The sequence below is a fragment of the Rubripirellula reticaptiva genome (assembly GCF_007860175.1).
Classification (GTDB): domain Bacteria; phylum Planctomycetota; class Planctomycetia; order Pirellulales; family Pirellulaceae; genus Rubripirellula; species Rubripirellula reticaptiva.
The window spans coordinates 282917-299159 of sequence record NZ_SJPX01000002.1 but is presented as its reverse complement, the minus strand read 5'-3'; the positions used below and the strand labels follow the sequence as shown (position 1 = coordinate 299159).

At 57.0% G+C, this 16243-nt stretch carries 6 protein-coding genes; 4 read left to right on the top strand and 2 right to left on the bottom strand.

The genetic code is table 11. From position 1 onward, the window contains the following. The first annotated feature begins 8 nt into the window (after positions 1–8). Positions 9–7817 (top strand): hypothetical protein, encoded by a 7809-nt coding sequence (locus Poly59_RS29285; RefSeq protein WP_186776081.1) that lies wholly within the window; start codon positions 9–11, stop codon positions 7815–7817. Positions 7818–8027: 210 nt separating this feature from the next. Then, entirely contained in the window at positions 8028–9404 is a 1377-nt protein-coding gene (locus Poly59_RS07350) for a redoxin domain-containing protein (protein ID WP_146533464.1), read from the top strand. Positions 9405–9696: 292 nt separating this feature from the next. Here Poly59_RS07350 and Poly59_RS07345 read toward each other — a convergent pair whose 3' ends face one another. Further along, positions 9697–9933 carry a hypothetical protein gene (locus Poly59_RS07345; protein WP_146533463.1) on the bottom strand — a complete coding sequence of 79 codons (237 nt, stop codon included), beginning with the start codon at positions 9931–9933 and terminating at the stop codon, positions 9697–9699. Between the two features lie 201 nt (positions 9934–10134). On the opposite strand from Poly59_RS07345, the gene Poly59_RS07340 reads away from it, so the two are divergent. Beyond that, a complete protein-coding gene (locus Poly59_RS07340) occupies positions 10135–10806 on the top strand; it encodes a TIGR04283 family arsenosugar biosynthesis glycosyltransferase (RefSeq protein ID WP_246151464.1) in 672 nt (223 codons plus the stop codon). A gap of 423 nt (positions 10807–11229) precedes the next feature. On the opposite strand, the gene Poly59_RS07335 is transcribed toward Poly59_RS07340, so the two are convergent. Continuing rightward, positions 11230–13017, bottom strand: a complete 1788-nt coding sequence (locus tag Poly59_RS07335) for a TlpA disulfide reductase family protein (protein WP_146533461.1) — start codon at positions 13015–13017, stop codon at positions 11230–11232. 954 nt (positions 13018–13971) lie between these two features. Here Poly59_RS07335 and Poly59_RS07325 point away from each other — a divergent pair. Then, complete coding sequence (locus tag Poly59_RS07325; protein ID WP_146533459.1) at positions 13972–15111, top strand: LptF/LptG family permease; 1140 nt, start codon at positions 13972–13974, stop codon at positions 15109–15111. Positions 15112–16243 lie beyond the last annotated feature (1132 nt).

Sequence of the window (16243 nt, the reverse complement as noted above, 5' to 3'; positions counted from 1 at the left end):
GTTTTGCAGTGATGATCGCAATAGCATGCACAAGCCTGACGCTGATTGCGGATGAACCGGACACCCAAAAGCCAGCCGACACCTCGGTATCTGAGGCTGCCGAACTCGTTGGTGAGGAACCACTGAATTTGCCGGATACTAATGCGCCAAAATCAGACGATTCTGGATTGGATGCGTCTGATTCTAAAATGCAGGAAATGCAGAAATCCGATACCGACGAAACTGAGCCTGACGCACCCGCGACGGTCGATGATTCGCTTGCAGTCGATTTACCTCGCCTCGCATTTCCTCGTTCGCTTCCCGATGGCCGGCCGATCTATCCGATTGGAATCTATCAATCGCAAATGGCCGAACTGATCCCGGAAACGTATCGCCCAGTTTCAATCGAGAAATTACGGGCGGCGATTGATCGCGTTTCGGAACAGTCGTCCGATGTTCAGGATTGTCGACTGCGAGGCAGCGAGTACTGGATCAAACTGCAAGGCGATAAGCTCGTCAGTGATCGCAGTTTCCTGGATCTCGAATCGAGCCGTAATATCTTGGTGCGACGCTCGCTCGGACGCGTGAATTTTGCACTGCGCCAACCAATGGTGCGAGGCACAACGCCGTCGGATTCGCTGCCCCGTTTGGAATCCGGTTCCGATGGCAGTCTGGTCGCTGTCTTCCAAGGCGGCACCCCCCACCGAGCTCGGATCGAATTTCAGTGGCAACTCTTTGGGCGACCGTATTCGACTGGGCACGAATTCGCGTTGCGAATGCCCCGCACCCCACAAACTCGGATCGTTTTTTCAGCGCCCCCCAATATTCATGTCGAAGTTCTCGATGGTGTCCTGAGATCGCGTCCTGGACCGCCAAACGATGCTGCCGATGCATCGACCGATCGCGACGCTCGGTGGTATGAAATCGAAGCCGGTGGATTGGATTCCGTCACGATTCGAACGACGAAAGAAAGGTCGCCGATTGCAGATTCTGCGCTGATCGTCCGCCGCTCGCTGATCCAATATGACATCGATCAAGGGGGACTCCGTTGGATCCAGCGGATGTCGGTGCAGATTCCCGTTGATCGGCCTTTTCCAGTGCTCAGTGTTTCCGACGCAACAGTGACGTCAATCAAAGTGAACGCATCTGAAGTCTCGTTCAGCACCCAGCCGATCGACGACCGGACGAATCGAGTGCGGATTGACGTTCCAAGTGATGCGATTAATGCGCAATTGACGTCCACGACCGTCATGATCACCGGCCAGTCGGCTTGGGACGTTTGGTGCCACCTGCCGATCGCAAGTTGGGTGGATGAATCCGCCGGCGAATCAAACGGTAGTTCCATCATTTACGGTTCAGCGATGGACGAGGTCCAGATTGCGGTCGCACCGCCGCTTGAAATTGTTGATTGGGAATTGCCACCGATGTGGGTTCAAGGCAAACCGCGGTCGATCGATGGCATCCGAATCCGCGATGCTTCGGGTCCTCCGCTGCGTTCATTGGTACCGGTCGGTGCGCAAGCTGCTAATGGACCAGCGATAAAATCGCAGTCCACTACATCACCGCTGCCTGATGCGGATCAGGTATCGCCTTGGTCGAAAGTACGTTTCGCTCAGCGTCCGCGAGTCGGCGGCACCAACACGTGGTTGCGAACCGAGGTCAGCAAGGGGACCGTCACGGCCAAGGCTCGGATCAGCATCTTGGTAGATGCCGATCGACTCGAACCGATTCGGCTACGCATCCAAGACGGTTTCAATATCGATTCTTTGGTGTTTGCAAATTCGGATCGTGTGATCGAGTCCCCGAATTCACGCAGCGCGACCGACACGATCGTGCTTTGGCCCGAGTGGGAGGACACTCAGGCGAGTCGTTTGGCCGACGCCGTTGAGGATTCAGGCAGCAACCCTCTTGATCGTTCGGTCGACAACGGTGAAGCCGGACTTGCCGATGCCGATAATGCCTCGCAACCGGGGGCCGGTGCACCGCGAATCGATGTCGTCAATTCCATGGCACGGTCCCGAGAGATCGTGATCGACATCACGGGGACTCGTGTGATCCCCGCGACGGGTCCTATCGTGGTGGTTCCCCATTGTTGGTTCGCCCGAGTCGATAGCGTTCACAGCCAATTGTTTGCGTCGATTGTTCCGCCACCTGAATTGAACTGGAGCGGCGAGGCGGCGCTCAAGCGTGACCGAATTCGCGAAACCGACCTCTCGTCCGACCAACTTGCGTTTCTTTCCGGCGGCGATCGGCCGACTTTGTACTTTGCACCCGAATTGGGACGAACACCCGAAGTCTTACTTGAAACACCGAACGTAACCTTCAACGTTTCAACGGTGCTTCGGATCGCACGCGAAGGGGACGAACTTGCCGAGCAATTGGTTATCGATATTGAATCGGCCGGGCAACGGCTGACCGAACTGCAGGTCCAGACTGGTCCGCCGGATAGTCGGCCGACCTATCAGTGGTCGCTCAGCGGCGATGATGGTGTCCAGTCAACTAGTCTGCCAGCGTCGGATGTTAGCATCGATACGAGCGAATCAGACGCCGGTGGCGAGGGCGGCACGTACACAATTGACGTTTCGGATCTAAATCTGCGCGGTCGTTCATTGATCGCCCGCCGTCGGTACACGCCCGCCGGTGACATCAATCTGGAATTGCCGAGTGTCCCCGGCGCAGCATCGCAGCGCAGCGAGGTGCGAGTTGGACGTGGTTTGGTGGTCAAAGAAAAAAGTCCCTCGGTTCAGTTGGTGCCGTTGGTGGATCGGTCTGAACCGACCGCGGCAAAAGATCGCATCGTTTCCGGTGGTGATCGAGCTTCCAGTTTAAAGGCTGTCATTGACGGTGCGACTGATGGATCAGCAAAGGAAGCGGCGAAAAATTCGCCAACTCTCGATCGGTTTGTGATTCACCAGCGTTTACGTTATGACGCCGTGGAACAGCCGTCGATCGTTGTGGCGAAAGCCGATGACGATGGCGCGGTCACGATCGTTTGGCGTGAAAGTGTTCGCATGACGGCTTCGAGTCGTGGTACGGATGATATCGAAGCGATCTACCAAGTTTCGCCAACCACACCGTTCATCATCCGCTACTCGCCCGAGCTGCAGCTGATGTCGGTCACCCGCGATGGCGAACCGGTCGACGTGCTTTCGGTTCCTCGCCGCAGAATCGTGCTGGAACCACGTGGGAGATCAGAAGTTGTTCGAGTCGTTTGGAACCGCAGCCAGTTTGGTAAAGGTTGGTTTCGCCGATGCAAGATGCCTCAGATCGACGTCTCGGGTGTGGTGATGCGACGGGAATTCGAACTCGTTCCGGCCCCAGACACCTTTTCGCCTGCAACGCTGTTTCGTGATCATTGGCAAAGCAGTTCCGTTGATGCCATCGAATTGCTTCCGGGCGAAACTGTCTTGTTGGTTCGCCGCAACATAGCGCTGGCACTTGGTTGGCTTGTCGCCCTGCTAACGTTCGCGATCGGTTGGTCGGTCGCGTCGCGTTCACCCTTGGTCGCGACGATGATGGTGGCTGTCTTGACGGCGATGACGTTGCTGTGGTGGACTTGGAAACTCGCCGTCATCGGGTGGTTGATCGTGCCAGTGGTCACCGCCGCGATGTTGGCGACGGTCCGGTCGTGGAAAGGACACACCAGCCGGCACGACGATGACAACACACGATCAATCGGGACTCTCCATCGACGTTCCGCCGACGGTTCTCGCGAATTGTCTTGGGCTGCGATCGTGCGAATCTTGCTGCTAGCGATCTTTTTGTCGGGAGCGATGCAGTTGGTCGCGTCCGCTCAAGATGCCCCTCGCGGCGTTCACTCAGCAGCCTTCCCTTCGGAAACCGTCGTATCGCCTAGCAATTCATCAAGCGATGGACAGACTCGATCGGTTGCTGTGCTAGTTCCTGTGGACTCCACTGGCCGGATCGGCGGCGATGTTGTTTATTTGCCGAGGTCTGTCAACGAGTGGCTGTTTCGGAAAGAAGTCCCCGACCAGATCGTCCAGCCTTACTTTCAATCCGCTGACTACCAGATAAGAGTCCGAGCAACTCGTCCGGGCGGCGAAGTCGTCGACGCAAGCAATTCTAATTCCGGCGTCTTGCCATCGTCACTAGCACCGTCGTCACTAGCACCGTCGTCACTAGCACCGTCGTCACTAGCACCGTCGTCACTAGCACCGTCGTCACTGGCGCCGCTTGGTACGAGTACCATCATACCGCGGGCAGTCTCTGCGAGCACTAGCGGTGCGATTGAATCGGATTCCTTTGATGCTCGTGATGAACGTCCCAGCAGTGTGGGCGATGCTGCCACTGGCTCCGGTGCAATTGGTCGTGTCGGCGATGGACGCAGTGAACCGGGGCGAAGCGACGTTGGCACGGCGATGGACGTGCGTTCTCCCAATCTGTACGGCCCCGAGACCAGTGTCGAAGCCGAGTATGTCATTCACTTGGCCGACAATCGTCGCAGCAGTAACCACGTTCGATTGCCGATCCCGTTTGCTTCGGTCCGCCGCGTCGAATGGGTCGACGACGTTGATCGCATTGTCCGGTCGATTGCCGATGCAAAAGGGCAACTGATTGTTTTGCTGCCCAAAGGTGAAGTGTTTCGATTGCGAGTCACGATGGTGCCGGATCTAAAACAATCTAGTCCTTGGAACAAACTGTTTTTGCCGGTTCCCCCGATCGCCGCGTCAACATTGGCGTTTGAATCGGAACAGAGTATCGACGCCGTGCGGATTGGTGGGCCGCAAGGTCGGATGATGCCGGAAACTGATCTTCGTCGCTGGACCACCGAACTCGGGCCCGTCGACGCACTGAATATCGAGTACCGAAACAGTGTTGCCACCAGCGGTGTTGGCACTCAGCCACTGCGTCGACGTTACTGGATCAACGCCGGCAAGACGCAAACGGTGATAGAATGTGAAATCGATCCGCCGACCGCGATCGCCGCTGGTGAAACGTTTCAGTTCGTCATTCGTGACGCCGAAATTCCTTGGGTGACATCCGCGAATTGGCAGTTGGCGGGCACCGAACTGTACAGCCCCACGCGGCGGCTGATGACGATGTCGGCCGTCAAAGACTCCCCCGGTCCGATTCGTTTGTTGTGGTCGCGTACGCGGACCACGCAAACCGCCGCGATCAATGCTGCGAATGCAAACGGCGGTCGCATTTCGGCGGGTTCCAGTGGATTACCTGATGCTCGTGTCCGCGACGACTCGCTAGTCGCGACGGCGGATCGCAATGGCATTCGGACTGGTCCCGCGTCCGAAATCTTGCCGGATGGTGAGCCGGAATATTCGGTGGTCATTCCCGAAGTGATTGCGGCGGCGCTTGGCGAAAACGCACCCGCTTGGATCGCGTTTCACTGTGATCTGTCGATGCGTTTGGTCCCCTTTGATCGTGGGCTGACCGAACCGTTGTCGGTGGACCAATTCATGGCGGCATGGCCGGGATACCGTGGCTTGATCGATCGCGCGGTGGTCGCATTGGGATCGCTGCCGATCCCACGTTTCCAAGACAACCGCGATGCGATGACGACCGCCACCCAGCAGCATCGCTTGCACGTTTTGCCCGACCGATTGGAACTGCAATTCGAAGCAACCTTCGTACCGGATGATGAATCGACGACCGGCCGTTGGTTGTCGGTTCCGCAGTCCATGCAACTGATTCAGTTGTCGGTCGACAACGTTCCAATCGAACCGGCTAGAACTCGCAGCAACGGAAACTACGACTACGTACTGGGCGACTTTACCAGCAATGAACCTGTCGTGATTCGCGCGACGACGGTACAGCCGCTGCCTCGCGATTTGAAGTTCACGCCACCACGGCTTCAATTGTCTGGACGGATGCAGGTTTCGGACACGTACACGATCTCGCGCGATGACTCGACGCAGTTGCGGATGATCCAGCCGGTGCGTTGGGATTCCATTGCGGCCAAGCCGCTTGCGTCATCCGATTCGCTTGCCCGTGGTTGGATTCCGTTTGCTACCTACAACGCGACAATTGATTCCTCGTCTGTGTCGCTGGGTGAACTTGGCGGTGTCTTTCAAGTCAAATCGCAAAAGACTCGTTTCGATTGTCGGCAATTGATCACCCTGACTCGTGACGAAGGTCGCTGGAAAACACAGACACAGATCAAGTTTGCCGGCAATCGCTTTCCCGAATTTATCGACGTCGAAGTTCCTACGCGCTGGTGCGAGTCGTTTGATGTCTCGCCAACGACGTCCTGGTCACGCCAGCCCGCGACGGATCCAGCCCAACAAATCATTCGCATTCGGTGCGATAGCAACGAACTGAAAAAACAGACGCTGACAGTGTCCGGGCAATTGCAAAGCTCAGACGCTGGACGTGTCGGAGTCCCCAGCGTACGGGTGTTGGGTTTTGGCCAACGACGAGTTCACATCAGCGTCCCAGACCGTTTGACCAACGAAGCAATCCAGTGGCGAACCAGTGCGGTCGAAGCGGTGACGTTACCCGACGTTTGGGCCGACGCGATCGAATCAACTTCCCAGCGATCAACTTACTTGGCGGCTAGCCGCGCATGGTCGATGGACTTGGCTCCGCTGCCAACGATCGATACCGATGCAGTCGCACTGACCCAGGACAACCAAGCCTTTGTGCAAAGCGACGGAGTCCTGATGGTCGCGCATTGGGACCTGTTCCCAGCCGGCCTTGAATCGATTCAGGTGGACTTGCCGATCGGTGCGAAATGTTTGGGTGGCTGGAGCGCCGGGCAGTCAGTGGTCGTGCAGTCCGATGACTCGCCGGCCAAGCTTGAAGACACCAGTGCAGACACCAGTGCAGAAACCGTTGCAGAAACCGTTGCAGTGCCGTCGGCCGCATCGGCATCCAACAACAAACCGCCTGAACCATCACGTACCGATGCCATCGGTCCGCAAAATCGAGTTCGCTTGCCGCTGTCGATCAGTCGAATGTCGCAATCGGTCGAATTGCTGATCCAAGTGCCCAGCGACGTTGCCAAAAAAGGTGGCTACGTGCCTCGTTTGGTCGACGTTCCCGTCACTCAAAACTGGTTGTCAGTCTATCAACCCAGTGATCGGCATTTGCATTCGTCGACGACTCGAGTTGACGGGCCAACAGCGATCGATTTGGCTCGCCAGCGACGGGCCGTCGCGCTGGCTCATTCGACCGTTGAATCGGTCGAGTATGGAGTCGATACGATTGCCGAACGTCCAACCGAAGAAATCGCAGCATGGCTGGCGCCGTGGTCAGCGCGTTACGCTCGCCTGGCGCGGATTGCTGGCCATAAACCGAGCTTTGAAAACGGCGATCGTGCAAACCCGGCAAACGATTTGACCTTGATTGGATCGGAATCCCGTTCGCAGCCATCCGGCGATGGTGCGAGTTCCTTGCCCGGTACACCGTTGCAACAGGTCGCCCGTCTAGCGTCCGTGACATCGCCAAACTTAGTCACACAGTGGGAATTGTTGGATCAACGGATGGCAGACTACGTCAACCGTTATATGACTGACGATACGCCTGCTGCGAAATTAACGTTTGATGTTTCTGAGCTCGATGGTTTCTACGCCAGCGACGTGATGTCGTTGTCATCCGCGAACCAACCGCCTAGTTTGCAATCGGTTTCGACGATCGATCGTGGTTTGCGAAATTTGATCATGAATTTGCTGACACTCGCCTTAGTCACCGGCTTGTTGGTGTGTCTGCGTCCGATCCGCCGATTTATCATGCCGGTCGTCGTTCACCCCGCATTCTGGCTTGCGCTGATGGGTGTGTTTGGGCTGTTCGTCGCCCCTGTTTCGGTGGCAATCGCACTGCTGTTTGTCGCGATCGTGGTGCCAGCGTTTCCAAAATCTGCGTGAAGCCGCTGACCGGTTCAGCGACCGCTCGCCAATCTCGTTCACACGCCACCGTGTTGGATTTTCCAGGAAATCGTTTGCGGTGATTCTGGATTCGATACCTCGTTTGCCAGCGTCTCTTTCTCCAATAGCCGGACCGTAGCCATCACGCTGCCTAATTCTTATCATGCTTTCTGGCCGCCACCTTTCTTACGCTCATTAAATTGCGACGTCATGTTGAAACGCCATTTTCACCTGTCTGCTTGCTTGGTTTTTGCTTCCGTTTTTGTAACTGGCGCTACCGGACAAGAAAAATCGCCTGCTGCGGCAAAAGTTGACGCGGCCGCTACTGACACGCCAGATGCCGACACGGATTTGGATTCGGCGGAAGTCGAAATCAACCAAGATTTGCGAGCGATTTTGGAACCGTTGTTCAATTCAATTAGTAAAGCCGACGTGTCTCGAGCCACCGTTGAAATGCTTTCGGATTCGGTCCTCAGCGGCCAAGTGGTTGAGTCGGAAACGTCAACGTTCCAAATCGCGTCGACAAGTCCCAACAAGTTCACCATCTATTTGAAGCAGCCCGAGCATCGGACACGTTTGTACTGTGACGGAAAACAGTTCGTCGCTGCGATGGCACCGGACGCCTATTTTCGATTGCCCGAAGTCGTCAAAATTCAGGATGCCGTTACCAACCTGCCCGTCCCGATGGGCCCGTATCCCGAACCGCTGTTGGCGCTGACGATGGCCGGCGCGGATCCGACGATCACGATGATTGCGGGTATGAAGTCGATCGACTTGGTCGACCGATTGCCGTTTCGCGAAAAAGTTCCCGCCGTCCATATCCGCGGTGAGCAAGCCGATGGAGTGAAGTGGGACCTGTGGGTGACCGACGAAGATTCGCCTCGTCCCTTGCGCATGCTGATCGACATGACACCCATGCTGGTTGCGTCGGACCAAGTTCATGTGCCCGAAGGTTTCTCGTTTCAAGTTCGCTACGACTTTTTGACTTGGCGAGTGACGGGCGAAGTTGACGAGAGTCTTTTTACTTTTGAACCGGCCAAGGAGGCGACCGAGTACAAGTCGCTTGACGATTACTTTCAATCGATCGCTGGCGTAACCGGCGAACATCCACTGTTGGGAAAGCCTGCCCCCAAGTTCACCACCGAAACGGCCGATGGAAAGAAGTTTGATTCCAAAACTCTTGATGGCCGAGTTGTGGTGTTGGATTTCTGGGCGTCATGGTGCACGCCGTGTCTGGCCGCGATGCCGGTCATCAAAAAGGTGGCAGACAACTTTGCCGATCAAGGCGTGATCTTTGTCGCCGTCAACACAGGCGAAACTCGCGAAGACGTACAAGATTTTTTGGACCAGCGCAAACTGAAACTCAATGTGTTGCTCGATCCCGACGGAAAGATCGCAGATGGTTTTTCCATCGACGCGATTCCACAAACCATCGTGATCGGCAAGAACGGTTTGGTCGAATCGGTTCACGTCGGATTCGATGGCAAAGAAGTTCTCGAACAACGTCTGACCGACGAACTAGAAGTCCTGGCTATCGGAGGCCAAATTGCCTCGGCGACCAAGCCCGATGCAGATGAAACGGAATAGGCGGCGTTTTTACCTGGATCAGCTCAACGAACTTACTTAGGTTCGTCTCTCGAAGACGGTTGTCCACAGGAACCCTTGCGACTTAGTGATCGTGCCGTTTTTAAGTCGTTATTTCATAGGTGTTTACTTTACTCTCCCTCTGGGAGAGTCGAGCCTAAGCGAGGAGTGGGCCGGGTGCTGGAATCCTTCCCTCGCCGGCGCTCGAACCTTCTCGAAATGGAGGGGGGAAGTAAAACTGCACGAGCTGCTTGCTAATTGCTAAAAGGTTTCCAATGTCTTTGGGGCAAGCCATTTACGCCGCCCAGTCCAACCCCGTCAATTTCATCAGTCGCTCTTCGAAATTACCGATCAACCCGCCCACCATCATCCAATGCCCGCGGCATCGTAATTCGATTTCGCCGTGTTTGTTGATGCGAAGAATCGAGTCGCCACAGACACCTGCTTCGTGCAGTTCCCCCAAATCGATCTCGCCTTCATTGACCAAGTCAAGCAAAGTCTTGCCGGTCAGTTCAATGAAATGAAGCTTCATTTGACGGTCTCTGAATTGATCGTTTACCACTGGCCCCTCGGGGCGAAACACTGAACCCAATTGTAGTTGCCGGCTCTGAAAACAGAGCACACAAAACAGAGCACAGAAAACAGCGGTTCTGACACCGTCGCAGGATAGTTTGCATTGTCCGTCTCCCTGAAACCGAGCGTTTGACCCCTGATCCATTCTGAATCCTTCGCGGTGGTCATTCCCACACGCAATGAATCCGCAAATATCGCCGCTGCCATCCGTTCGGCGATCGCGGCTGGCGCGGCCGAAGTGATCGTGGCCGATGCCGGCAGCCATGATGACACGGTCGAACAAGCGACCCGGGCCGGCGCCCACAAGATCGTCCGATCGTTGCCCGGCCGCGGAACCCAGCAGAACTCGGGCGCGATGATGGCGACGGCCAATTGGCTGTTGTTCCTGCACGCCGACAACCGGCTTGCACCCGACTGTCTGGTGCAGATTTCAAATCATCCGAAGATCCAAGCCAAGACCGCAGTCTGGGGCGCCTTCCAACAGCACATCGATTCGCCCAAACGGATCTACCGTGCGATCGAGTGGGGGAATGCGGCTCGAGTCCGCTGGCGATCGATGGCGTTTGGCGATCAAGCGATCTTTGTTCGCCGAGACGTCTTCAAACGAATCGGCGGCTTTGACGACATCCCGTTGATGGAAGACGTCCGGATCTCGCAAAAGCTAAGAAAGCAGTCCAAGCCGCTGCTGCTGCCCGGCCCCTTGCAAATCAGTGCGCGCCGCTGGGAACAAAACGGCCCGGTCCGCCAAACCCTCATCAACTGGCGTCTCCAATTCGCCCACGCCACCGGCACCCGCCCCGAAGAACTCGCCCGACGGTATGAGAGTCGTTAGGGGAGTTGTGAGGTGTCACTTTCACTCTTCCTCCGGGCATTGGTATCTACCCAAATCTTTCGAATTCAATTCACCCTCCCTTGGGAGGGTCGCGGAGGAGCTTGCGACGACGCGGGGAGGGGCGTCTGGCAAGATGGGCAGTATTCGTCGGTCGCGAATCCCCGCCCCGAAACTTTCCTCTCCCCGAAAGCTAATGCCTCGGCTTCGACCCTCCCCAAGGAGGGTGAAGAAAACTTGTGTCGATACCAATGCCCTCCGGGAGAGTCGAGCGTCAGCGAGGAGAGGGCGTCTGCGCGTTGAATCCCCACCCGGCCGCGACCGCGTCCGACCTCCCCGCAGGGAGGTGAAAGATGGGAAGATTTCAGAGCCCGGGCATCGTGCAGTCTTCAAGTTTGATCAAACCGCGATCACCCGCTCTTACCTCTACTTCCCCTTTTGCTTCACCAATCGATCGACCGTGGGCGCCAGTTGTTGTCCCGTAAAGTCAAGCTCGGTCACTCGTCCATCGCCATCCAAGATCGCGACGAACGGCATCGACACCAAACCAAACTGAGCCGCCACCGGATTGGCGACCTTCTCGATTGCCGAAGAGTCCGCACGGTAACTGGGGAAACCAAGCGGGTTCTCACGTAGAAACTGATCCAGTTCGGCGCCGGCCACATCCAGATTCATGCCGACAATCGCCACGTCGTCCGGATACGCTTCTGCTAATTCTTCCAGCATCGGCACCACCTGCAGCGATTCCGGAAAACTGGTCGCCCAGAAAGGCATCAGTACGACTTTGCCGCGGTAATCAAGAATGCTTAGCGGCGAATCGTCGACCGACGGCAATGCCGGATCAAACACGCGGCCGACCACTTTCTCTCTCGCCTGTTTCGCACGCACCGCCAAATCCACTTCACGGCCCGTCGCCGTCGCTGGATCAGCAAACCGCCGCTTCAAAACGTCATAAGTCGCCGCCGCCATCGAGTCCAATTTGGCGGCTTCGAATTCGAGCGCCGCACCGGCCAAGTACTGGACGGTCTGCAAATCAGCCGATTCGTCGATCAACGTCTCTGCCGACTCGGCCCACGCGGCGGGCGTGACGGCTTTGACCGTTCCGCTCGCCGTTTCGGAACTGGCCGCAATCTGTTCTCGCAGTCGTTCGATGCCGTCGAATTTGACGTTGCCAGCCACCTGAGCCGCCATGGCGGCAATCGAGGCGTCTGGCGAATCGGCGAACAGATCGATGATCGTGTCGCGTACCTTTTTTGCTTCGGCATCTTGCCCGTACCGGGCCAACATGTCGCGTGCCTGACCCATCACCATCATTGCGGGAACATCGTCCGCCGCAGTCGACTTGGCCATCTCGCCGATGTGACCGACAATCATCGCGGCCGCATCTTTTTGGCCGTTTTGAAGTTTTTCGATTGCGAATCCGATCAACACCAATCGACTGTCCGACGCCAAACGTGGGTCCGCCGCGGACAGCTTCTCGGTCGCCAATTTTTCTAGCATCTCGGCCGACTTCAAATCGCCCAGCGCGGCCATGTGAGAAAGTGCCTGCAGTTCGCCGCGAGCACCTTCGGATGCCATCGCCGCGGTCGCTGCCGGATCGACGGCTAATCGCTGAGAAGCTTCTAGTTTCATCTTGATGATCTGCAGCAACATCTGCCGAGCCTTGGCGGGATCGCTGATTCCTGATTGACCGGACGCGATGATCTGCATGTCGCGGTCCGCACCCGCCAAAAATTCGACCAACTGATCCGGCGTCAGCCCGGCTCGCAGAGGCCGCTGAGCCAACTCGCCGTCCGCGGCAACCGACCCATCATCGATCGGCAATCCAGCCGGCGGCACGACCGCTTCGACCGCCGGGATTTCTTCAGGCTCCGACATCGGCGGCTCGGCAGAGGCAGCCAACGGTATCTCGATCGCCGCATCCATAGTCGCCGCTCGTTCCGTCTCGGCAATCGGCCGAGCCGGTTGAGAGGCAGGTTGAGAGGCAGGTTGAGACGCAGTTTCGTCGATTTTTCGATCGCTCAGTGACGCCAGATCAGGAGCCGGTGGCAATGGAGTCTGCTGGTCCGATTCGCCTTCGGTCGCCGCATAAGCTGGCGTGGTCGAAGGCTCGGGCGATTTCGAGCAGCCCCCAATCGTCACCATCGCGATCGCTACCGCCGTGATCGATACGCCACCAAGGCTCTGCAAACGCCACATCCGTCGATTCATCATCCGAAATTTCCCAAACCCCAACAAAAACAAGCAAGATCATCACGCAGCGATGCCCGCACAGATAACAACCCAGATGATAATGCAACAACAAGCCAGCAGTCAGAGAGTAAACGCCAAGCGAACCCATTCTGTTCTTGCTTCTGCACCCAATATTCCTGCAAAACCATGTAGCCTTACAATATTTGCGTTGTTGCTCGGCAAGCACCACCTTCACTCTCCCTCCGGGAGAGTCGAGCGACAGCGAGGAGAGGGCGTCCGCGCATGCAATCCCCACCCGGCCGCTTCCGCGTCCGACCTCCCCGCAGGGAGGTGAAGATGGGCACGTCCCCGAGCCCGAAAATTGTGCAGTTTTCAAGCCGCGATTTCACTTACGCCAACTTCACTCTCCCTCCGGGAGAGTCGAGCGACAGCGAGGAGAGGGCGTCCGCGCATGCAATCCCCACCCGGCCGCTCCCGCGTCCGACCTCCCCGCAGGGAGTTGAAGATGGGCAGGTCCCCAAGCCCGAAAATCGTGCAGTTTTCAAGCCGCTATTTCACTTACGCCAACTTCACTCTCCCTCCGGGAGAGTCGAGCGACAGCGAGGAGAGGGCGTCCGTGCATGCAATCCCCACCCGGCCGCTACCGCGTCCGACCTCCCCGCAGGGAGGTGAAGATGGGCAGGTCCCCAAGCCCGAAAATCGTGCAGTTTTCAAGCCGCTATTTCACTTACGCCAACTTCACTCTCCCTCCGGGAGAGTCGAGCGTCAGCGAGGAGAGGGCGTCCGCTACTGTAAGCCCCACACCGAAGATGAAAGAAAAGCAGTTACGCATTGCCCCGGGGGAAGCGGAATTGTTATTGCTTGACCAGTCTCCTGCGGCTTGAGAATCGAATTCAAACAAAACAAACTTCCTGTCCCCTGTCCCCTGTCGCCTGTCCCCTGTCGCCTGTCCCCTCTTACACCGCCCCCCGCTTCGTGACCAAGATTGACCGCTACATCCTGACGCTCTTCCTCCGCACGGTGCTGGTCTGCTTCTGCTCCATCGCGGGGATTTTCGTCGTTTTCCATGCCTTTGCCAGCATGGAAGAATTGGTCAAACAGGGGAAAGAGCAAGGCGGCCTGTTGCCCGTCATGGCCGGCTATTACGGACCCTATCTGTTGCTCTTGTTCGACTGGACCGGCGCGATCATCACCCTGATGGCGTTCCTGTTTACCGTCGGCTGGCTCCGCCGTACGGGCGAATTGACGTCCACACTGGCCGCCGGAATTTCCCACGGACGCCTGCTGCGGCCGATGATCGTGGCATCGCTTTTGATCGTGACCGTGCAACTGTTTAGCCGCGAACTGCTGCTGCCCGGCTACCGTGACGCCCTGACGATGAAAGCCAAAGACATCACCGGCGAATCTGAACAGCCCGTGTCGCCCCAATACGACAAAGTCAACCGAGTCCTGATCGATGGCCGAGTCCTGATTGCCCAGGCCCGCTTGGTCAAAGACCCCAGCTTTCGGCTCGACGGCGACTTCCCCGGCTTTGGCGATCTATTGCTAGCACCGACGTGTCGCTGGGTCGACGCAGACGAAAACCACAGCGGCGGATACCTGTTAGAAGACGTCCAGCATCCCGAAAACATCGACGAGTTGCCGTCCGTAGGCGTCGGCGATCGCCCGATCATCTACACCTCGCGTGATCAAACGTGGCTGGCACCACGGCAGTGCTTCTTTGCCACCACGGTGCACTTGAACCTGTTGCAAACCAAGCAATCGGCAACGCGAATGGCGTCAGTGGCCGAATTGATCGGCCGAGTCCGGAACCCGGCCGTCCACAGCAGTCTGAGTCTGCAAGTGCTGATGCACGAGCGGATCATCCGTCCGGCGCTCGACTTCACGCTGATCCTGTTAGGGTTGCCGCTGGTCGTCAATCGCCGTGGCCGAAACTTGTTCGTCCTGATCGCCGTCGCCATGGGAACCGTCCTAGCATTCTTCATGCTAAAAACACTCTGCGGCGCCCTAGGCGGAAACGGCTACTGGCTCTCACCCGCCATGGCCGCCTGGACCCCTCTGATCGTCCTGGGCCCCCTAGCCTACGTTCGCTACCGAGACGTCCAAATCCAATAGCCGGTCACGCAGGCATCGCGACCCCAGAAATTCAAACACGAAACGCCAGTTTTGATGTTACGCAAATCTTTACCCTCCCGCTTGCGGGAGGGTCGGACGCAGTAGCGGCCGGGGAGGGAAACTCGCTGCGAGTCGTTTCTGAAGACCGAAGACCGAATTGCCCCCTCTCCTCGCCAAACCAAGCACCCAATCAGTGTTCGATCAGTGAAGATTAGCGTTCGGCGCAGCCCTGGTTTTGAGGAACACTGATCTTCACTAATCGCACACTCATCAAAAACGAAACCAGCCCGCCGGCTACCCAAATACAAGCACGAAACGCCAGTTTTGATGTTACGCAAAACTTTACCCTCCCGCTTGCGGGAGGGTCGGACGCAGTAGCGGCCGGGGAGGGAAACTCGCTGTGAGTCGTTTCTGACGACTGAAGACCGAATTGCCCCCTCTCCTCGCCAAACCAAGCACCCAATGAATGTTCGATCAGCGAAGATCAGTGTTCGGCGCCACCCTGGTTTTGAGGAACACTAATCTTCACTAATCGCACACTCATCAATAAGCAAACCAGCCCGGCGACCACCCCAATACCAGCAGAAAGCGCCAGCGAGTGGATCACTCAAGCAGCGTCCCTTACCGAACCACGCCATCAAGTCCCAACATCAGCGTCCATTCGCGTAATCAGCGGGCAGAAAGCCACAGCCAATTCGCCGGCGAATCTGTACGAACAATCGCACGCCACTTCGCGACCTAATTCGCGGCGAGCCACCGTTAACCCCCATTCCGGACGACGCGTTCCAGACGACGCACTCCGCCAACCAAGCGGTTCAGGTCAAGCTCCTCACCCAACCCTTCTAATCGGCATAGATCACCACCAGTGGCGTTTACTCAGGCATTCGCCAATGCAATCCTTGCCATCCCGGTAGTGATAGATCATCCTTCTGGAAACCGCCTCGCCAATTGCGGCGATGCATCCAGATTTGGCATCCAACGCATCGCCACCCGCGACGTGCGCCAACCAACCAATCTAAAAAACGAAATGGGCTGCCACCCAAGCGGACGAAGTCCGCGCTGACCATGCCGGTTCGTGCTGATTTCCTAAAACCTGTCGCCTAAAACCTGTTATCTACTCACTTCTCACTTC